The following is a 19,608-nucleotide window of genomic DNA, read 5'->3' on the forward strand; positions in this document are numbered from 1 at the left end:
TTTAATGTTTGATATTTCAAAATTATTGTACTCCTCATCTTCCATATTCGCAACAACTTTTTGAAATATTTATTAGTCCATATTTCAAAATTATTGTTTTCCATTATTTTTTCTTGTATATTTTAAGTGAGATAATATGAAGCGACCTCCTAGATTATCAAGTCAGGGATTTTAACCCATAATAATGAATGAAAACATTATGAATGGGGTTATACCCTATGATAATAGGAGGCCACTATGGAAAATATAATCTATATTGGGATGGATGTCCACAAGGAAAGTTTTAGCTTATGTGCACTACACGGAACAACTGGGGAAATTGTAAGAGAAGCACGATGTGCTTCAAATGTATCTCTCGTAAAAAAATTCGTTGAGAAACTGAAAACAAAATATGGTGAAGATATAAAAATTAAAGCTGGATATGAGGCTGGTTGTTTAGGGTATTCACTTCATAATCTTCTTGAACAAAATGGAATTGATTGTGATATTTTAGCTCCCACAACAATGTACAGTTCATCAAAAAATAAAATGGTTAAAAATGATAAATTCGATGCCAAAATGATTGCTCTTAATTTAGCAAATGGCACCTATAAAGAAGTATATGTTCCAGAAGAAGAGGATGTTGCCGTGAAAGAGTATATCCGCATGTTAGGTGATTTTAAAACATCTTTGAAAAAAATAAAACAACAGATAAAAGCATTCCTTTTAAGGCATGGCTATGTGTATGAAGGGAAATCAAGCTGGACAATCGCTTATATGAAATGGTTAAAGAATCTTGATCTACAAGGATTATTCAAAGAAACGTTAGGCGAATACCTATTACAGTATGATGTTCTAGTCGATAAAATTGAGCGGTTCAGTCTGAGATTAGAAGAATTATCTCATCGTGAAAGGTACGAAGAACCAATCGCAAATTTAAGATGCTTAAAAGGTATAGATACAACATCGGCAATGACTGTTCATGTGGAAATTGCAGACTTCACTCGTTTTCCCACGGCTAAAGCATTTATGGCTTATGTAGGATTGACACCAAGCGAAAGCTCAAGTGGAGAAAAAATCAGTCGACGTTCGATTACAAAACAAGGAAATTCGACCGTTAGGTCTACTCTTGTAGAATGTGCAAATGCGTTGGTAAAAGGAACAATCGGATTAAAATCGAAGCGAGTGAAAGCAAGACAAAAAGGGCAACGAAGCGAAGTGATTGCTTATGCGGATCAGGCTGTAGAAAGGTTACAAAGAAAATATTATCGCATGATATATCAAGGGAAACCTAGAAATGTTGCCGTTACAGCTATCGCAAGAGAACTGGGGTGTTTTATATGGGGATTAGAAACAGGTAAAATTCACCGAAAATAAAGAGGGAAGGATATGAAGTTGATTGATTCATTCATAGTTAGAAACCAAAGGTATCAATTGATGGCATAGATGAGCTTCAGAGATAGTGAATTACAGGTCTGGCTATCTATGACTCACCTCTTCTGGCATGGCTGAAATTCTGATAAACAAGCTATTTATTAGAATTTGAAAAGGTGTGATCCACGCAGTGAGATTATAAGAGCCTAACGACGAACCATTAACCTGAGGTAACCAATCCACGAATAACAGAGTGGTTAACTGTCGATAGATCTTATTTCTGAAGCTTTTGTATGCCATCAAGAAAAATATTATGGGTGAAAAACTATTGACAAAGGTCACTTCATAACAGGTGATTGCATTGAACGGCTTTGAAAGAGTAAAAGAAAAGAAAAAGCGTGCCATTAAAGAAGCAGCATTCGTATTATTTTCAGAACGTGGATTTAATGAAGTGAAAATAGAACATATCGCAAAAGAAGCAAACGTTTCTCAAGTTACAATTTATAATCATTTCGGAAGTAAAGATGCGTTATTTAGGGAGCTTATACAAGAATTTATCATATCTGAATTTCAATATTATAAAGAGCTTGCAGAAGAAAAATTACCTTTTCATGATATGATGCAAAAAATGATTGTAAGAAAAATGAATACTGGCGGATTATTTCAACCTGATATGTTACTACAAATGATGCAAAGGGACGAAGAACTCCGTAAGTTTATTTATAGTTATCAAAATGAAAAAATCCTACCCTGGTATTTAGAAATATTAGAACGAGCTCAGCGCAAAAACGAAATTAATCCACACCTTACTAAAGAAATGATGTTACTTTACATTCAAATGTTTACAAAATTAGGTGATGAATTTGGAGCACAACTTCTTGAAGGAGATCGGGAAAAACATATAAAAGATATCGTTACGATGTTCTTCTATGGTCTTTCTGTTCCACAAAAATAAAAAGACACGAATTTCGTGTCTTTTTTATTTTATAGAAATGACTCTACCCTTTTCACTACTTTCAATCGCTAATTGAATCAGTTTAATAACATCTAAACCCTCTTTTGCTGTTACAGGTAGTTCCTCACCATTTAATATACTATCTCGTACACCTTTATAATAATTGTCATAACAACCGACTTCTGTTGGAATACGCTCTAAGCTTTCTTCTGTTTCTAAAGTAGCAAAATTCTCTTCATCGTCTACTCCATAACCGTTATCACCTGGCTTCATTCCATTTTTTAATTGCTCTTCCTGCGAATCCATACCGTACTTCACGATAGAACCTTTCTCTCCATGCACTATAAAATGCGGTCCAGCTTTTTTCACATAACTGCTACTACGTAAAATGACACGTTTAACTCCGTAATGAAGTACTATGTGGAAATAATCATCCACCTCTGCACCTGGTCGTTGTTTTATTACATCTGCACTTATCGCATCTGGTTTCCCAAATATTGATAACGCTTGGTCAATTAAATGCGATCCTAAATCGTATAATATACCGGAGCCTGGTAGATTTTTTTCTCTCCATCGATCACGTACATGTGGACGGAAACGATCAAAATTCGATTCATATGCGTATACATTCCCTACTCTGTTTTCTCCTAACAATTTCTTAATTGTTAAGAAATCATTATCAAAACGACGATTATGATATACGCTTAACATTACATTATGCTGCTCTGCTAATGAAATAAGCTCTTCCCCTTCTTCAATTGAGACAACAAATGGTTTTTCTACAACAACATGCTTACCTTTTAAAATTGCTTCTTTTACATATGGAAAATGAGTTGTATTAGGTGATGTAATAACAACTAAGTCAACATCAGCTCGCTTCACCAATTCATCAATTGTACTAACAACATTAGCGTTTGGTAATGTGTCTTTTACTACCTCTTCTTTTGAGGATAATACAGCACGAATATCATATTCTTCTATTGTTTGTAATAGTGGGATATGAAATGTCGTACTAGAAAAACCAAATCCTACAATCCCTACACCTATTTTTTTCATGTTGCCCCTCCATTTGTCCCGCTTTAACGGGCAGTAAGATTCCTAACTCAAAATTCAGTGAAAGCTAAGGAATTAGGTGAGGAATCAACTGCTTGTTAAAGCCCGATTGGTTCAACTAATAATCAGTGAGGATGAAGAAACTCCCCATTGATTAAAGTTTCACTTTATGAGAACGATTTCATTCAGTTATTATAACAAGATTATTATTATTTACATAATAAATTGCCTAGAAAAAAGCATCTTGCTACTATTCATAGCAAGATGCCCTCTTTATTCTGGTCTTTTCTTCGTCCACGTTTCTACTACTTCACCAGTATCATTAACATCTAGCACAAGGCTACCATTACTATACCGGTCTTTATTTCGATACGCTTTCGGATCAATCTCTTCTACAATGTTTTTCTCTGTCTTCATGTAAACTAATTCATCGTCCCGAACAATTTCAATACCGACAATGCGGTACGGATTACGTTTTAATTCTTTGAAAATAACAAGACCGCGTTTCGCCCTCGTTGACTTTTCAATTTCTGATGCTTTTAGACGTTTTACAGCACCGCGCTGTGTTACGAGAATAAGTTGATCTTTGTCACCATTTAACGGTTTACCAGAAGCGACATAGTCATCTTCTTTTAAATTAATTGCTTTAACACCAGCAGCTCTTACACCGACTGGACTTACTTCATCTTCATGGAAAATAAGTGCATATGCACCGTGTGTAGCAAGAACAATATCACTCGTTCCATCTGTCGCAAATATATCGACAACTTCATCATCTTTTTTCAAGTTTACAGCAACGAATGCCCTTGAATAACGCTGAACTTTATATTGATTTAATTCTGTTTTCTTTATCATACCATTTCGTGTTACAAATACGATAAATCGTTTTTCTTCCTCAAAGTTCGGTACAACCGTTGCCCAAATGATTGTTTCATCCCGGTCGAGTGAAACGATATTAGCAACGTGCTGACCTAAATCTTTCCAACGAATATCTGGCATTTCGTATACTGGCAGATATATATAGTTTCCTTTATTCGTAAATAAGAGGACTGTCTCTGTCGTATTCGTATCGAATCGTTCAAGTAAGATGTCACCCTCTTTCATACCGAAGTCTTTGCCGTTTGAGGCATTATGTGAGCGCCATCCAGTACGTTTCACATATCCTTCTTTCGTTACAGTAACGATGACATCTTCTTGTGGGATCATCACTTCTACATCGATTTTAATTTCCTCGATTTGATCTTCAATAATCGCGCGTCGATCATCACTATATGTTTTCTTAACTCTCTTTAAATCTGTTTTAATTACTTGAAGTAATCTTTTTTCACTTTGTAAAATTGCCTGTAGCTCAATAATTTTCTTATTAAGCTCATCTGCTTCTTCTTGTAACGCCGTAATGTCTGTATTCGTTAAGCGATATAATTGCAAGGAAACAATTGCTTCTGCCTGTGCTTCTGTAAAGCCAAATTTTGCACTTAAATTATCTTTCGCGTTACGTTTATCTTTTGAAGCTCGAATTGTCTCAATTACTTGGTCTAAAATCGATAATGCTTTCTTTAAACCTTCTACAATATGTTGACGATTTTCTGCTTTTCTTAATTCATATTGCGAACGTCTCGTAATAACCTCTTTTTGATGTCCAATATAAGCATCTAAAATTTTCGGTAATGTCATAAGTGTTGGACGACGATTATTGATCGCTACCATATTAAAGTTATATGGAATTTGCAAATCTGTATTTTTATATAAATAATTTAAAATACCTTCGGAGTTTGCTTCTTTCTTTAATTCAACAACAATTCGTAAACCAGTACGATCTGTCTCATCACGCACTTCAGCAATACCATCTAACTTTTTATCTAGACGTAATTCATCCATTTTCTTTACAAGGTTTGCCTTATTCACTTCGTAAGGAATTTCAGTGATTACAATTTGTTGTTTCCCACCGCGCACTGTTTCAACTTCTGCTTTTCCGCGAATAATAATTTTACCTTTACCTGTTTCATACGCCTTTTTAATACCATCAATCCCCTGAATAATACCACCTGTTGGGAAATCTGGTCCTTTCATAACTGTTAATAAATCGTCAACAGTACTATTTGGCTTATCGATACGCATCATTGTAGCATCAATAACTTCTCCAAGATGATGCGGAGGAATTTCTGTTGCATAACCAGCGGAAATCCCTGTAGATCCGTTCACTAATAAATTCGGGAACGCTGCTGGTAATACAACTGGTTCTTCACTCGTATCATCAAAGTTTGACACGAATTCAACTGTTTCTTTATCAAGATCACGTAATAATTCAGATGCGATTGGTGATAAACGAGCTTCCGTATAACGCATCGCTGCCGCTGGGTCCCCATCAACACTACCGTTATTACCATGCATTTCAACTAAAACATTACGTACTTTCCAAGTTTGGCTTAAGCGTACCATTGCTTCATATACAGAGGAATCTCCATGTGGATGATAATTACCGATAACATTACCTACTGTTTTAGCTGATTTACGAAACGCTTTATCATGTACATTACCTTCTACATACATAGAATATAAAATACGTCTTTGTACTGGCTTTAAGCCATCACGTGCATCTGGAAGTGCACGATCTTGAATAATATATTTACTATAACGTGCAAAGCGATCACCTAACACGTCTTCAAGCGGGAGGTCATGAAACTTCTCTGCTTGCATGTTATTCCACCTCCGTCTCCATAATCATTTCATTTTCTAAAATATTTCCTTCTTCTTGCATACCAAACTGTACATTACGTTCAATCCATTTACGGCGCGGTTCTACTTTATCGCCCATTAATGTTGTAACGCGACGCTCTGCTCTTGCTGCATCATCAATTTTCACGCGAATTAATGTACGCGTTTCAGGATTCATTGTTGTTTCCCATAATTGATCCGCATTCATTTCACCAAGTCCTTTATAACGTTGTAACATATAGCCTTTTCCAACTTTTTTCGTTACACCGTCTAATTCCTCATCTGACCAAGCGTATTCAATTACCTCACTCTTACCTTTTCCTTTACTTACTTTGTATAAAGGAGGAAGTGCGATAAATACTTTACCAGCTTCGATAAGTGGCTTCATATATCTGTAGAAGAACGTTAATAACAATACTTGAATATGAGCCCCATCCGTATCGGCATCGGTCATAATTACAACTTTATCGTAGTTAATATCTTCAACATCAAATTCATTTCCTACACCGCCGCCAATCGCATAAATGATTGTATTAATCTCTTCATTTTTAAAGATATCAGCAAGCTTTGCTTTTTCTGTATTAATTACTTTACCACGTAACGGTAATACGGCCTGGAAACGTCGGTCTCGTCCTTGTTTCGCAGAACCACCGGCAGAGTCACCCTCTACTAGGTACAGTTCATTTTTTTGCGGGTTACGTGATTGTGCAGGTGTTAATTTCCCGCTTAACGTACCTTCTGATTTTTTCTTTTTCTTACCACTACGCGCTTCTTCTCTTGCTTTACGGGCTGCTTCACGGGCTTGTGCTGCTTTAATTGCTTTTCTCACAAGAAGTGTAGCTACATCAGGGTTTTCTTCTAAAAAGTATGCTAAATGCTCAGATACAATGGCATCAATTGAAGAACGCGCTTCACTTGTACCTAGTTTCCCTTTCGTTTGCCCTTCAAACTGAAGCACTTCTTCTGGTACACGTACCGAAACGATAGCCGCTACACCTTCACGAATATCTGTACCTTCTAAGTTTTTATCTTTTTCTTTTAATAGTGCTACTTTACGAGCATACTCGTTAAACACACGCGTCATCGCTGTTTTAAATCCAGCTTCGTGTGTTCCACCATCTTTTGTACGTACGTTATTTACAAACGAAAGAATATTTTCTGAGTAACCATCATTAAACTGGAATGCTAGTTCTGCTTCAATCCCGTTTTGTTCACCAGTGAAATATACAACCGGGTGAATTGAATCTTTTTCTTCGTTTAAATATGAAACGAAAGCTTCGATTCCTGTTTCATAATGAAATATATCTTCTAAATCATTACGTTCGTCTTTTATCGAGATTTTCATTCCTTTTAATAAGAATGCAGATTCACGTAATCTCTCACATAATGTTTCATAATTGTAATTTGTCGTGCTGAAAATCGTTGTATCTGGTTTGAAGTGCATTGTCGTACCAGACTCTTTTGTTTTCCCGATTTTCTCTAACGTTGTTGCAGGAACGCCACCATTTTCAAAACGTTGTTCATAAATGTTACCATCACGCTTAATTGTTACTACTAACCATTCTGACAAAGCGTTTACAACTGATGCCCCAACACCGTGTAAACCACCACTCGTTTTATAGCCACCTTGACCAAACTTACCACCTGCATGAAGTACAGTTAAAATAACTTCAGGTGTAGGTTTCCCAAGTTTATGCATTCCCGTAGGCATTCCTCGCCCTTTATCTATAACGCTAATACTATTATCTTTATGTATTACGACTGAAATTTCGTCGCCAAATCCCGCTAACGCTTCGTCAACGGAGTTATCTACTATTTCATATACTAAATGATGCAATCCACGGCTATCCGTACTCCCGATATACATACCCGGGCGTTTTCGAACGGCTTCAAGTCCTTCTAACACTTGAATCGCATCTTCATTATATTGGAACTGATGCTTCGCCAAACTCCTTGCCCCTTTCCTAATCCAAAATCAGAACATATGTTTCTATTATAGAATAACGCCTCGACTATAGTTTTGGCAAGTTATCTTATCTCTTTTATATACCATCTTCAATAGAAAAATCCTTGTTTTCTCACAAGGATTCCTCTAGGCTACTATTTCAGAAAAATAATCGTTTGTCAACGAGAAATGGATATGTATTCCAAGATTACACATTCCAAACCTTTATTATGATCCAAATGATCAAGATCCAAAATGGGATTACAAATAACAATCCCCAAAAACAGCCTTTAAAAAATCTCATGATGAACACCTCGTTCATCGGCCCTACTTATCTATAATGAGGGCTGAATCAATCTTTCTACCTTTAAATCTATACTATTTTGTCATCGCATGTTCTACTTTAATACAACGATCCATTATTACAGTATAGTCTTTTTCTTTTAAAAGTTTATATGTATCCTCATCTTGTACTCCTAATTGTGCCCAAAAAACATCTGCATCAATCTCTACAAATTCTTTTGCAACATCCATTAAAAACTCTGAGCGACGAAATACATTTACAATGTCAACGTGTTCCTTAATATCCTTTAGTGAAGAAACTGCCTTTTCTCCGAGCACCTCATCTACTGTTGGATTAACTGGAATAATGCGGTATCCAGCATCTTGCATTGCTTTTGAAACCATATACGATGTACGTTCTGGCTTATCTGATAATCCAACAACCGCAATTGTTTTGCTTTTCTTTAACACTTCACCAATTTCCGTACGAGTTGGGTTTTCAATTGTCATAATTAATCCCTCCTATTCCTTTAGTATAGCCGATAAAGAAAGTCTCTTTCAATATGAAAGAGACTTTCTTTTATTTCGATTATTGATTCTTTGTAGCTGAATTATCTGCTAAAGTAGCCGATTTCGTCATTTTTTGACCGTTACGGTAGAATGTAACTTCTACTTTCTCGCCTACTTTTTTCTTTTCATATAAATATTTACGGAATTGAAGAGCATTCTCTACTTTTTGATTATCTAATGCTACTACAATATCATATTGCTCTAAACCAGCTTTTTCAGCTGGTGATATTGGGTAAATTTTACCTAATACAACGCCGTTTGTTACTTCTTTCGGTACTTTCAATTGATTGACTGCATAAGCTTGCACATCTTCTAGTGAAACAACACCTACTCCAAGAGCTGGACGTTTTACTACTCCATCTTTTTCAAGAGATTCAATAACTGGTTTTGCGATGTTAATTGGAATAGCAAATCCAATTCCTTCAACTTCTTGTTGTGCAATTTTACTTGAATTAATCCCAATTATTTCACCATTTTGGTTAAATAATGCACCACCACTATTACCTGGATTAATCGCTGCATCCGTTTGAATAACTTGTGCTTGCCAATCTGGTCGTTTATCCCCATCAATATCAACCGGAATTTCGCGTTCTTTACTACTGATTATACCTTCCGTTACACTTCCATCAAATCCAAGTGGATTACCGATTGCAATGGCTTTTTCACCCGCACGAAGTTTACTTGAATCACCTAAAGTGGCAACTTTATTTACATTAGATCCATCAATTTCAACAACCGCTAAGTCTAACCAAGGGTCCTTACCAACTAATTTCGCATCAACTTGCTTTCCGTCGCTCAGCTTCACAGCAAGTTTATTTGCTCCATCTACTACGTGGTTGTTTGTTACAATATATGCTTTATTTCCTGCTTTTTTATAAATAACACCTGATCCTGAACCGGCTTGTTGTTCTTGACCTGTCGGTTGCATTGCAAATGGATCAACACTTTGTTGCATATTAATAACACCTACAACAACATCTTTCGCCCCTTCAATCATACCAGGTAAATCAGTTTCATTTTTCGCTTTATTTACAACAGGAACTACAGTACCTTCTACTTTTGAATCCGAACTAAATGATGATACTGGCGCTCCATTATTTTGAGCCCATGACATATATGGTGCTGCAAAACTAATCGAAACCGCTCCGACTACAGCTCCCACTAAACCTGTGAAGAAATAGCCTTTTTTACTACCTGATTTTCTCACTTCTCTCGTTTCACTATGCTCTTCATTTAAATTTGGTCCGTCGTAATATCCCATGTTTTATTTCCCCTCTCTGGTGAATTCGTATTTTCAGTATAGTCACGTTTTGTGTCCTTCTTGTGAACTCATCGTGAAATCCAATTAAAAAAATACACTTATCTAACATTGTAGACAAAAAAAGTATTTTTTGTACATTTTACCTTCAAAAGAGAGTATAAAATTACCATTTCCCTAGGCTAAATTACACAAATCGTTCTAGATTATTCTTCAAATTTATAACCAACTCGAATAACAGTACCGATATGCTTCGCTTTATCTCCTAGCTTATTTCGAAGTTTTTTAATATGGGTATCAACCGTTCGGTCATCACCGTAATAGTCATATCCCCATAACTGGTCTAATAAATGTTGACGTGATAACACAATTCCTTTGTTCTCCATTAAATACACAAGAAGTTCAAATTCTTTATGTGTCAATATAATTTCTTCTCCATCTACTAAAACAGTTCTAGATAGACGATTCACTTCTATTCCAGCTAAAGACATAGCATTTTCTTCCGCTACTCCTACCGCACCATCCGCACGTTTCAATAACGTCTTTGCACGAGCTACTAATACTTTCGGGCTAAATGGTTTCGTTACATACTCGTCTGCACCTAATTCGAAACCTAGCAATGTATCATCCTCATCCGAACGTGCTGTCAACATAATAATTGGTACTGCTGATTCTTTTCTAATTCTTCTACAAACAGACCATCCATCTATTTCCGGTAACATAATATCTAACATAATTAAATCAATTTCATGCTCTGCAAATAACTCTAACGCTTTTTTTCCATCTTCTGCTTCGATTACTTCAAAGCCTTCATTACGAAAATAATCACTAACAATTTCACGTAATCTTCTTTCATCTTCAACAAGCAATACCGTTTTGTTCATATAATCTATCCCGCCTTTTTACTCTTTCAATCGAATAATACGTTGATTGGAGCTTCCGCGAAATGGAAGTGTTAAATCTTTTTCCTCAATTTCAAACCTTCCATCGACTAAAACATCCCCATAATGTAACAACTCTATCATATCATTATTTTGAGAACTCTGTATCTCTTCTAACGTATAACCTGTATACATCCATAGGTTTTTTTTCAAATCTTTCACGATTTTTGCTACCATTTTCACTTCAGCAGCTTGAAAAAATGGATCTCCACCTGAAAATGTTACATCAGTTAATGGATTACTTGCAATCTCTTTCACAATTTCTTCTACTGTCATTTCCGTTCCGTTGCAAATATTCCACGATTTCGGATTGTGGCAACCAACGCAACGATGCGGACAGCCCGCAAAAAACACGACTGTCCGCAATCCTTCTCCATCTACTACACTATCATGAATAATATTCATCACTTTCATTTATGTTTCACCCGATCTATCTCTTCACTACGTTTCGCACTATTCCACTTTGACATATCTCCTACAAGATAGCCTGTTATACGGCGAATTCTTTCTATATTAGCCTCATCTTCATTCCCGCAACTTGGACATTCATTCCCAATAACCCCGTGATAACTACAGCACTTACAACGGTCAACAGGATGATTAATTGAACCGTATCCAACGCCATGTTCTGCCATGGCTTGTACAATTTGTTTTAATGCCTTTTTGTTATGCATTGCTGCTCCGTCTAGTTCAATATAAGTAATATGTCCCCCGTTACATAGAGCATGAAACGGGCCTTCTAAACGGATTTTATTTATCGCTTGAATGTTATAATAAACTGGAATATGGAATGAATTCGTATAGTAATTATGGTTCGTTATACCGCTAATCACGCCAAATTCTTTTCTATCTTTTTTCACAAACTTCCCTGATAATCCTTCTGCTGGAGTTGCAATTACTGAGAAATTCAGTTGATGTTCTTCTGTCGCTTTATCCATTCTATCTCTCATAAAGGAAATAATTTCATACCCAAGTTTCCATGATTCTTCATCTTCCCCATGATGCTTTCCTGTTAAAGCTACTAAACATTCCGCAAGACCGATAAAACCAATACTTAACGTCCCTTGTTTTAAAATCGAGGCTACGGAGTCTTCAGGCTGCAACGTTTCTCCACCACGCCATACACCTTGTGAATATAAAAACTGAAAATCTCTTGCTCGCTTCGTACATTGATACGCAAATCTTTCTAATAACTGCTTAATTCCTAAATCTAAATAATAGTTTAGCGCTTCAAAAAACGCTTCTTTTGAACCACTAATTAACGCTAATTTCACTAAATTAATAGACGTAAATGATAAATTCCCTCTACCAATCGCTGTTTCTTCTCCATGTATATTAGACATAACACGAGTACGACATCCCATGTAACATACTTCACTTTCTGGTCTTCCATCATAATGCACTGCATTAAACGGAGCATCTAAAAATGAAAAGTTAGGGAATAATCGCTCTGCGGTTGTCTCTAATGCTAATTCAAATAAATCGTAGTTCGGATCACTTTCTTCAAAATTCACACCTTTTTTCATCTTGAAAATTTGAATCGGAAAAATCGGTGTCTCTCCTTTACCAAGTCCAGCTTGTGTCGCTTTTAAAAGTTGTTTAATTAACATTCTTCCTTCTTTCGATGTATCTGTTCCATAATTAATAGAAATAAACGGTACTTGTCCTCCGCCCCTACTATGCATACTATTCGAATTATGAACGAAAGCCTCACACGCTTGATACGTATCATTTTCCGTTTCTTTCCATGAAAATTCTTCTATTTGTTCTTTCGTAAGCGGATATGATTGTAATCGTTTTTTATGTCTCTCAATTGTTTTTCGTACATAAGGTGCTAAATCAATATCAAAGAGTGCAAACGATTGACCACCATGCTGCATATTTTGATTCGCTTGAAAAATAATAGACGAAAGAGCCAATGCACTTTTAATGTCTTGCGGTTGTCTCATATGTCCATGTCCAGTATGAAAACCATTAGCAAGCATTTGCGCTAACGGAATTTGTGAACAAGTCGTCGTTCCTGTTGCATAAAAATCTAAATCATGTGGATATAATATATTTTCATTTATCGCTTTTTTCACTTGATCTGACAATAAATTCTCAACAGCATAATATTTTGCACTCTCAGATGCGAACGTTCCCATTACGCCCATTGGAGAGCGGCCGTCTACATTTGCATTTTCTTGCATCAAATCTTGTTCATTGCCGTGGACTATTGTCTCAAACACTTTCATTAATTCTTCTTCTCCACGTGTATTATTTTGTAACATTTATAACCCTCCACCAATATGTTGTTATCTTTTGATTAAAATGTTACTACATATAGTCTTACTGTTTCTGTGAGAAATGTAACATTACTGTGAAATTTTTTTCACGAAATAATGAATTTTTCATTTACAAAAAAGAAATGTGCTCTTTACAAATGTATGGTACAATAGACGGGAAAAACTCTTTTTACCCTTTATCAACACATTTGAATAAAGGAGACTGAACTTATGGTTACTACATATCTTTTATTTATCGTTGCCTACTTACTTGGCTCGATTCCATTTGCACTAGTTGTTGGAAAAATCGGCTACGGAATCGATATTCGTGAGCACGGGAGCGGTAATCTAGGCGGAACAAACACATTCCGCACATTAGGGAAAAAAGCAGGTTTTACCGTTACAATTGCTGACATTTTAAAAGGGACATTAGCAACAAGTCTACCAATGATTTTCGGATTAGATATTCATCCACTATGGTTCGGGTTAGCGGCTGTTCTTGGACATGTCTATCCAATCTTCGCGAAATTCCGCGGTGGTAAAGCAGTTGCAACTTCTGCTGGGGTGCTATTATGCTATTCACCAGTTGTTTTTGCAATATTGGCTGTTGTATTTTTCACCCTTTTATTTACAACAAGATACGTATCACTTTCTTCTATGGTAACAGCAGTTGTTGCTGTTATTGCATCCATTGTTAGCGGGGATAAAATCTTCATTATTGCGATGTGTTTATTAGCAGGTATGGTTATTTATAAACACCGTGCAAATATCGGACGAATTATAAATAAAACTGAACCAAAAGCAAACTTTTCAAAAAAGCAAAAATAAGATCGTAACCCACATAACGCAAAAAGAAAACGTGAAGCATATTAATAGCGTCTTTTTGCGTTATTTTTTATACTAAAGAAAAAGCAACATAATTTGGAGGAACTATACATGAATCTTTCCGTAACAAAAGAAGCAGCACAATGGTATAAAACTGAATTAAACTTACAATCAAATGAAACACTACGCTTTTTCGTACAATACGGTGGTTGCAGTACTGTGCAAAAAGGACTTTCTTTAGGTATTCGTAAAGATGATCCTGCACATCCTGCTGTTCAAATTCAAGAAGAAGGTATTAATTTCTTTATTGAAGGCGATGATGAATGGTTCTTCGATGGACATAATTTATCTGTTACACTTAACGAAGGTGACGACTTCCCACAATTTAATTATGAAAAATAAAAAAACGTGGCTTCTGCCACGCTTTTTTATTTTTTCTTAATTTCCTCATATTTCGCATACCACTCAGGATATAACTTTTTAAATGATACAGGGCGGAACCCTTCTTTTTTCGCACAAATATTCGTTGTGCTTGCAGTAATACACAGTTCACCATCACCATTATATATTTCATATCCATATACAACGCGAAGTGGGCTCACAGTATCTACCCATGTTTTTACGCTTGCTTTTTCTCCGTAACGCATCGCTTTACGGTATGAAATTTGTAAATCTAACACAGGAGAAATAATTCCTTCTTTCTCCATTTCAACATATGAAAAACCTAAATCTTGTATAAGTTTCGTGCGACCTAACTCAAGCCACACTAAGTAGTTTGAATGGTAAACAACACCCATTTGATCTGTTTCCGCATAACGGATTTCAACTTCATGTTCTGCTACAAACATATGTATTCGCCTTCTTTCACTTCTGCTACCTTGCATACATTTAATCATAATACAGTGACATCAAAAATAAAATAAAAATAGTGAATCTTTTCCCGAAAGGAGCAAGCATATGATTCAAATTGTAACGGTTCGTAGTGGTGATAGCGTATATAGCTTGGCATCAAAATATGGATCAACACCTGACGAAATAGTAAAAGACAATGGATTAAATCCAGCTGAAACGCTCGTTGTTGGTCAGGCACTTATCGTTAATACGAAAGGGAATAATTATTATGTACAGCCTGGTGACAGCCTATATCGAATCTCTCAAACATATAATGTCCCCCTCGCTAGTTTAGCTAAAGTTAATAATTTATCTTTAAAATCTATTCTCCATGTCGGACAACAATTATACGTACCAAAAGGTACAAAACGAGCTGTAGAATCCATCGCTTATTTACAGCCTTCCACTATACCGATTAAAGAGAGTTTAGTTAATGCTACACGTGCCATCAATCCATTTTTAACATACTTAGCTTATTTTAGTTTTGAGGCAAAAAGAGATGGCACATTAAAAGAACCTACTGAAACAGCTAAAATCGCTAATATTGCAACGCAGGGTAAAACAATCCCTATGCTCGTTATTACAAATATTGAAAATGGTAATTTCAGTGCCGATCTAACATCGGTTATTTTACGCGACGCAACGATTCAAAACAAATTTATTACTAACATTTTGCAAACAGCTCAAAAATATGGCATGCGAGACATTCATTTCGATTTCGAGAGTGTAGCACCTGAAGACCGCGAGGCGTATAATCGCTTTTTACGAAATGTAAAAACACGCTTACCTAGCGGGTACACATTGAGCACAACTCTCGTACCGAAAACAAGTTCAAATCAAAAGGGAAAATTTTTCGAAGCTCACGATTATAAAGCGCAAGGGCAAATTGTTGATTTCGTCGTCATTATGACATATGACTGGGGATGGCAGGGCGGGCCACCGATGGCGATTTCTCCTATCGGTCCGGTGAAAGAAGTACTTCAATATGCAAAATCTCAAATGCCTCCCCAAAAAATTATGATGGGGCAAAATTTATACGGGTTTGATTGGAAGCTTCCATTTAAACAAGGAAATCCACCCGCAAAGGCAATTAGCTCTGTCGCAGCTGTTGCACTAGCTCGTAAATATAATGTCCCTATTCGTTATGATTTCACAGCCCAAGCTCCTCATTTTAATTATTTTGATGAAAACGGCGTGCAACACGAAGTTTGGTTTGAAGATTCACGGTCTGTTCAAAGTAAATTCAATTTAATGAAAGAACAAGGTATAGGTGGTATTAGTTACTGGAAAATCGGTTTACCATTCCCACAAAATTGGCGTTTACTTGTTGAAAACTTTACGATTACGAAAAAGGGCTGACAAAAGTCAGCCCTTTTTGTACATTTTGTTAAGATTCATCTTTGATTTCACTTTTTAATGAGTCAATACTTTCTAAACGTCTTTGATTTTTTGCTTCAATAGCAGCACGATCTTTTTCATTAGAAAGTTCCGCTGTTTCTTTTGCTTCATTAAAGTTATCAACTGTATTTTGCACCATTTCTTGTAACTTTTCAGCGTTGTCACTTCGATTATCTGGATTGGGCATGTACTTCCCTCCTAATATTGTATATACACACCATCTTAAATTACCTATCTTTCCTCAAATTTATACATAAAAAAGAAGAATGATAACATTCTCCTTTTTAACCGTTATCAACAATCGGTTGTTTTCCCGTTTGGTCTTGCATTTGCTTTCCTTTATTTCCACCAGCTTTTTTCGATTGTGTTCCAATATGATTTGGCGCAAAGTCTTTTGAATTTTTTTTCGGATTACCCATTACTATCGCCTCCTTAACACTAGTATCGTACTAGTGTTAAGAATTATTCAGCTTGCTTAAAAAGTTTCATTTCATAACGTTTTTCAATGCGCTCTTCAATGCGATCAATTGCATCACGATCGCTTAATAATTGTTGTTTATTTTCATTTACCAGTTCTTCAAACGATTTACGGCGACTTCTTCTCATGTTGTTCACCCTCTCTCCTTCGCTTTCTTATTACATAGTATAAGCAAACGAAAAACTCTTTAATCAGATTTGTAAGAAAATTTTATGTTTTAGTACTCCTAAAAAAACTCCGTGTACAATATATTGCACACGGAGTTTTTCATACCATAATATTTAAATACTCTTTCAACTTTTCATCTGCATTCATTTCATTTTCTTTATAATCATGAAGCGCCTGTAATACAAAATCATACTGTTCTAAAATATAACTTTCTAATCTCATAACATCCTCTAAGCTATTAAGCATAATTCTCGTATTACCAACTTCACTTTTTAACGCTGGTTCACATTTTAAGCTTGTACATATTTCTTTCACATCTTCTTCTAATATCTCTGTTAATACATATTTCTTTCGCCCTTTTACCTTTACTCTCATAACTGGATAAAAAGCTTTTATATCTAAATAACTTCCTACGTTCATACAACGTAGCCATTCTACATTCCGTTTATTACATGCAAGTATTTCTTTCACCGCTTCATATACCGCAGTTTCATCAAGCATAACCTTATTTACTTTTCGTTTCCCTTCTTCTTCAATAGCTGCACACTTTTGATAAACAGCAGCACACGTAATGCAATCGTCAAATGCATTATGAGAGCTTAAACGAATGCCAAGCATTCGTTTTAACGTTTCAAGTTTATGATTAGGCGCATGCTTCATGTATTTCTTCGCTAAAAATACAGTATCAATTACTTTATTTTTAGGTTCAGGCAACCCAAGCATATTTACATTACTTTTCAAAAAGCGCATATCAAAAGAAGCATTATGAGCCACAATAACATTTGTATGTAAAAATGCTAAAAATAAAGGTAACACTTCTTCAATCGTCGGTGCATCTGAAACGCGATAATTGGTAATACCTGTTAAACTCGTTATTCGGTCCGGAATTGGCCGCTCTGGATTCACGTATGAAACAAATTGATCTACTAATTCATGATTACGATATTTCACTGCTGCAACTTGAATAATTTTATCATTATAAGGGTTAAATCCTGTTGTTTCAAAATCAATTACAACATAATCTAACGGTAAGGATACATTCCCCACTCCATACACTCCTTTATCTATAAACGGTTATATTTCTTACATCATATCATGAAGTGATTACTACTTGAAAAAGAAAAGGCAGAAATGGGAACTCTCCACCTCTACCTTTTCACCATTATTTTAATTTAGCAACTCTTTTCTCCATCTCTTTTTGTGTCATCGGCCCAATAAACTTATCTTGAATGACACCTTTTGTATCTATAAAATACGAAGTTGGAATCGTAATTACTTTATACGCTGTTGTCACATCAATGTTCTTGTCCAATAAAACAGGAAAAGTAATTCCTTTTTCTTTAATAAAATTGCTTACCTTCTCTTCCCCCCCACCTTTTTCTGAAGGCGTATAATTGACCGCTAAAATTTCTACGTTCTCTTTATGTTCTTTATAGAAAGCCTCCATATCAGGCATTTCTTGTTGGCAAGGTCCACACCACGTTGCCCAAAAGTTTAAAATCACTTTCTTTCCTTTTAAATCTGATAGCTTTACATTCGTTCCATCTAACTTCGTTAATTCGAAGTCTGGCGCACTCTTCCCTATTTCAATACCATTCCTTGCGATAATCTCTTTCATCGCAGCTTCACTTTTTTCTTGCTTCACTTTTACCGCCTGCTCTTTATTACCAAACTGTTCATAAGCTGCATATCCCGCTAAACAAAGTAACACTACAATAATCGTAAGCTTCCGCCACATTTTATATCACCCTAACGTATTATCTTCTTTTAACACATTCATCAAAATACTATATAGCTTATTTTAGCTTATACGGACAAGCTTGGAAATATTCACATTCTAAATAATCAGAATTTTTATAACTATGATGAAATATTTACCTTTCCATCATATAATTAGAAATAAATATAATATTTTACAATGAAAGGAGCTCTCATGAATTTATTTGAAAAAATACTTCTATATATTCTTAGTTTTATATTTTCCCCAATCGGAATTATCACATGGATTATCTCACTATTTAGTAAAGATCCTGAAAAAAAACAAGTTGGACGTATTTGTCTCTATATCGCATTAATCTCATTTATCCTTTGGGCAGGCCTCGGCATTATTACTTTTTTCACGATGACTACCATTACTACTATAGAATAGTTATAGAAAGGATGATTATTTTGGGAGAACACCCTATCACCAAAGAGCTACGCTATATACGAATATGCTTAGTTATTTTAGTAATCGTTCTTTTATTTTTCAACAGTGAAAAAGTCGTTGAAATTTCTACAAATCATGATTCCATAGAAAATGTTCCCACCAGTAATATGACACAAATTGCGGAAAATACATTCGCTATTCAAGAATATAATCCATTACTAAGTAGCGAACATACAATTAAGATTTTCAAATATAATCCAGATACAAATCAACTTACTCTCGTCAAAGAAGTTAATTCTAGTGATCCGAATTCTTATACTTATCAACTTAATGAGAACGAATAAAGTGAAACTTTAATCAGCC

Annotated in this window: 21 protein-coding genes; 7 read left to right on the forward strand and 14 right to left on the reverse strand. The window is 35.5% G+C overall.

The window, feature by feature from the left end; translation table 11 throughout:
* Nucleotides 1–237: 237 nt before the first annotated feature.
* Together MHH55_RS11965 and MHH55_RS11970 are read left to right on the forward strand one after the other, a co-directional pair.
* A complete protein-coding gene (locus MHH55_RS11965) occupies nucleotides 238–1,356 on the forward strand; it encodes an IS110 family transposase (RefSeq protein WP_340880263.1) in 1,119 nt (372 codons plus the stop codon).
* Nucleotides 1,357–1,705: 349 nt separating this feature from the next.
* On the forward strand, nucleotides 1,706–2,308 hold the full coding sequence (locus MHH55_RS11970) for a TetR/AcrR family transcriptional regulator (RefSeq protein ID WP_002024578.1): 603 nt from the start codon (nucleotides 1,706–1,708) through the stop codon (nucleotides 2,306–2,308).
* Between the two features lie 24 nt (nucleotides 2,309–2,332).
* On the opposite strand, the gene MHH55_RS11975 is transcribed toward MHH55_RS11970, so the two are convergent.
* From MHH55_RS11975 to MHH55_RS12010, 8 genes are all read right to left on the reverse strand, one after another.
* Complete coding sequence (locus tag MHH55_RS11975) at nucleotides 2,333–3,364, reverse strand: oxidoreductase (protein WP_000719746.1); 1,032 nt, start codon at nucleotides 3,362–3,364, stop codon at nucleotides 2,333–2,335.
* Nucleotides 3,365–3,634: 270 nt separating this feature from the next.
* Nucleotides 3,635–6,058 (reverse strand): DNA topoisomerase IV subunit A, encoded by a 2,424-nt coding sequence (gene parC, locus MHH55_RS11980; RefSeq protein WP_001147470.1) that lies wholly within the window; start codon nucleotides 6,056–6,058, stop codon nucleotides 3,635–3,637.
* 1 nt (nucleotide 6,059) lies between these two features.
* On the reverse strand, nucleotides 6,060–8,024 hold the full coding sequence (gene parE, locus MHH55_RS11985; protein WP_001062194.1) for a DNA topoisomerase IV subunit B: 1,965 nt from the start codon (nucleotides 8,022–8,024) through the stop codon (nucleotides 6,060–6,062).
* A gap of 375 nt (nucleotides 8,025–8,399) precedes the next feature.
* The gene (locus tag MHH55_RS11990; RefSeq protein WP_000151390.1) at nucleotides 8,400–8,813 is read right to left on the reverse strand and encodes a CoA-binding protein; all 414 of its coding nucleotides are present in this window, start codon (nucleotides 8,811–8,813) and stop codon (nucleotides 8,400–8,402) included.
* A gap of 79 nt (nucleotides 8,814–8,892) precedes the next feature.
* Entirely contained in the window at nucleotides 8,893–10,134 is a 1,242-nt protein-coding gene (locus MHH55_RS11995; RefSeq protein WP_078186354.1) for a S1C family serine protease, read from the reverse strand.
* A 203-nt stretch (nucleotides 10,135–10,337) separates the two neighbouring features.
* Nucleotides 10,338–11,015, reverse strand: coding sequence for a response regulator transcription factor (locus MHH55_RS12000; RefSeq protein ID WP_001044679.1), 678 nt, complete (start codon nucleotides 11,013–11,015; stop codon nucleotides 10,338–10,340).
* A gap of 18 nt (nucleotides 11,016–11,033) precedes the next feature.
* On the reverse strand, nucleotides 11,034–11,486 hold the full coding sequence (gene nrdG, locus MHH55_RS12005; RefSeq protein ID WP_000867081.1) for an anaerobic ribonucleoside-triphosphate reductase activating protein: 453 nt from the start codon (nucleotides 11,484–11,486) through the stop codon (nucleotides 11,034–11,036).
* Nucleotides 11,483–13,342 carry an anaerobic ribonucleoside triphosphate reductase gene (locus MHH55_RS12010; protein WP_046392948.1) on the reverse strand — a complete coding sequence of 620 codons (1,860 nt, stop codon included), beginning with the start codon at nucleotides 13,340–13,342 and terminating at the stop codon, nucleotides 11,483–11,485. The genes nrdG and MHH55_RS12010 overlap by 4 nt, the downstream gene beginning before the upstream one ends.
* A 225-nt stretch (nucleotides 13,343–13,567) precedes the next feature.
* On the opposite strand from MHH55_RS12010, the gene plsY reads away from it, so the two are divergent.
* A complete protein-coding gene (gene plsY, locus MHH55_RS12015) occupies nucleotides 13,568–14,164 on the forward strand; it encodes a glycerol-3-phosphate 1-O-acyltransferase PlsY (protein ID WP_000258974.1) in 597 nt (198 codons plus the stop codon).
* Nucleotides 14,165–14,272: 108 nt separating this feature from the next.
* Nucleotides 14,273–14,563 (forward strand): HesB/YadR/YfhF family protein, encoded by a 291-nt coding sequence (locus MHH55_RS12020; protein ID WP_001054455.1) that lies wholly within the window; start codon nucleotides 14,273–14,275, stop codon nucleotides 14,561–14,563.
* Nucleotides 14,564–14,589: 26 nt separating this feature from the next.
* Here the strand turns inward: MHH55_RS12020 and MHH55_RS12025 are convergent, their stop codons facing one another.
* Nucleotides 14,590–15,009 (reverse strand): acyl-CoA thioesterase, encoded by a 420-nt coding sequence (locus MHH55_RS12025; protein ID WP_000495817.1) that lies wholly within the window; start codon nucleotides 15,007–15,009, stop codon nucleotides 14,590–14,592.
* 109 nt (nucleotides 15,010–15,118) lie between these two features.
* Here MHH55_RS12025 and MHH55_RS12030 point away from each other — a divergent pair, with 109 nt between their 5' ends.
* Entirely contained in the window at nucleotides 15,119–16,411 is a 1,293-nt protein-coding gene (locus MHH55_RS12030; protein WP_000614858.1) for a glycosyl hydrolase family 18 protein, read from the forward strand.
* 28 nt (nucleotides 16,412–16,439) lie between these two features.
* On the opposite strand, the gene tlp is transcribed toward MHH55_RS12030, so the two are convergent.
* From tlp to MHH55_RS12055, 5 genes are all read right to left on the reverse strand, one after another.
* Nucleotides 16,440–16,637, reverse strand: a complete 198-nt coding sequence (tlp, locus tag MHH55_RS12035; RefSeq protein WP_001133511.1) for a small acid-soluble spore protein Tlp — start codon at nucleotides 16,635–16,637, stop codon at nucleotides 16,440–16,442.
* A 97-nt stretch (nucleotides 16,638–16,734) separates the two neighbouring features.
* Nucleotides 16,735–16,869 carry an acid-soluble spore protein SspN gene (gene sspN / locus MHH55_RS12040; RefSeq protein ID WP_000527987.1) on the reverse strand — a complete coding sequence of 45 codons (135 nt, stop codon included), beginning with the start codon at nucleotides 16,867–16,869 and terminating at the stop codon, nucleotides 16,735–16,737.
* Between the two features lie 43 nt (nucleotides 16,870–16,912).
* The gene (locus MHH55_RS12045) at nucleotides 16,913–17,056 is read right to left on the reverse strand and encodes an FbpB family small basic protein (protein WP_001254699.1); all 144 of its coding nucleotides are present in this window, start codon (nucleotides 17,054–17,056) and stop codon (nucleotides 16,913–16,915) included.
* A gap of 139 nt (nucleotides 17,057–17,195) precedes the next feature.
* Complete coding sequence (locus MHH55_RS12050) at nucleotides 17,196–18,143, reverse strand: 3'-5' exonuclease (RefSeq protein WP_061457590.1); 948 nt, start codon at nucleotides 18,141–18,143, stop codon at nucleotides 17,196–17,198.
* Nucleotides 18,144–18,258: 115 nt separating this feature from the next.
* On the reverse strand, nucleotides 18,259–18,834 hold the full coding sequence (locus MHH55_RS12055) for a redoxin domain-containing protein (RefSeq protein ID WP_000269085.1): 576 nt from the start codon (nucleotides 18,832–18,834) through the stop codon (nucleotides 18,259–18,261).
* 195 nt (nucleotides 18,835–19,029) lie between these two features.
* Here MHH55_RS12055 and MHH55_RS12060 point away from each other — a divergent pair, with 195 nt between their 5' ends.
* Together MHH55_RS12060 and MHH55_RS12065 are read left to right on the forward strand one after the other, a co-directional pair.
* Nucleotides 19,030–19,245 carry a hypothetical protein gene (locus MHH55_RS12060; protein WP_001047912.1) on the forward strand — a complete coding sequence of 72 codons (216 nt, stop codon included), beginning with the start codon at nucleotides 19,030–19,032 and terminating at the stop codon, nucleotides 19,243–19,245.
* A gap of 11 nt (nucleotides 19,246–19,256) precedes the next feature.
* A complete protein-coding gene (locus MHH55_RS12065) occupies nucleotides 19,257–19,589 on the forward strand; it encodes a YmzC family protein (protein WP_074555548.1) in 333 nt (110 codons plus the stop codon).
* The last annotated feature ends 19 nt before the right edge of the window (nucleotides 19,590–19,608 follow it).

Source organism: Bacillus sp. FSL K6-2944, assembly GCF_038005385.1.
Classification (GTDB): Bacteria; Bacillota; Bacilli; order Bacillales; family Bacillaceae_G; genus Bacillus_A; species Bacillus_A cereus.

What these genes read in the sequence shown, in the direction of transcription:
- parC (WP_001147470.1), bottom strand. Translation starts at nt 6,058, where the DNA reads ATGCAAGCAGAGAAGTTTCATGACCTCCCGCTTGAAGACGTGTTAGGT.
- MHH55_RS12000 (WP_001044679.1), bottom strand. Translation starts at nt 11,015, where the DNA reads ATGAACAAAACGGTATTGCTTGTTGAAGATGAAAGAAGATTACGTGAA.
- MHH55_RS11965 (WP_340880263.1), top strand. Translation starts at nt 238, where the DNA reads ATGGAAAATATAATCTATATTGGGATGGATGTCCACAAGGAAAGTTTT.
- MHH55_RS12060 (WP_001047912.1), top strand. Translation starts at nt 19,030, where the DNA reads ATGAATTTATTTGAAAAAATACTTCTATATATTCTTAGTTTTATATTT.
- MHH55_RS11990 (WP_000151390.1), bottom strand. Translation starts at nt 8,813, where the DNA reads ATGACAATTGAAAACCCAACTCGTACGGAAATTGGTGAAGTGTTAAAG.
- MHH55_RS12025 (WP_000495817.1), bottom strand. Translation starts at nt 15,009, where the DNA reads ATGTTTGTAGCAGAACATGAAGTTGAAATCCGTTATGCGGAAACAGAT.
- nrdG (WP_000867081.1), bottom strand. Translation starts at nt 11,486, where the DNA reads ATGAAAGTGATGAATATTATTCATGATAGTGTAGTAGATGGAGAAGGA.
- plsY (WP_000258974.1), top strand. Translation starts at nt 13,568, where the DNA reads ATGGTTACTACATATCTTTTATTTATCGTTGCCTACTTACTTGGCTCG.
- MHH55_RS12065 (WP_074555548.1), top strand. Translation starts at nt 19,257, where the DNA reads ATGATTATTTTGGGAGAACACCCTATCACCAAAGAGCTACGCTATATA.
- MHH55_RS12045 (WP_001254699.1), bottom strand. Translation starts at nt 17,056, where the DNA reads ATGAGAAGAAGTCGCCGTAAATCGTTTGAAGAACTGGTAAATGAAAAT.
- MHH55_RS11995 (WP_078186354.1), bottom strand. Translation starts at nt 10,134, where the DNA reads ATGGGATATTACGACGGACCAAATTTAAATGAAGAGCATAGTGAAACG.
- MHH55_RS12020 (WP_001054455.1), top strand. Translation starts at nt 14,273, where the DNA reads ATGAATCTTTCCGTAACAAAAGAAGCAGCACAATGGTATAAAACTGAA.
- MHH55_RS12030 (WP_000614858.1), top strand. Translation starts at nt 15,119, where the DNA reads ATGATTCAAATTGTAACGGTTCGTAGTGGTGATAGCGTATATAGCTTG.
- tlp (WP_001133511.1), bottom strand. Translation starts at nt 16,637, where the DNA reads ATGCCCAATCCAGATAATCGAAGTGACAACGCTGAAAAGTTACAAGAA.
- sspN (WP_000527987.1), bottom strand. Translation starts at nt 16,869, where the DNA reads ATGGGTAATCCGAAAAAAAATTCAAAAGACTTTGCGCCAAATCATATT.
- MHH55_RS12010 (WP_046392948.1), bottom strand. Translation starts at nt 13,342, where the DNA reads ATGTTACAAAATAATACACGTGGAGAAGAAGAATTAATGAAAGTGTTT.
- MHH55_RS12055 (WP_000269085.1), bottom strand. Translation starts at nt 18,834, where the DNA reads ATGTGGCGGAAGCTTACGATTATTGTAGTGTTACTTTGTTTAGCGGGA.
- MHH55_RS11975 (WP_000719746.1), bottom strand. Translation starts at nt 3,364, where the DNA reads ATGAAAAAAATAGGTGTAGGGATTGTAGGATTTGGTTTTTCTAGTACG.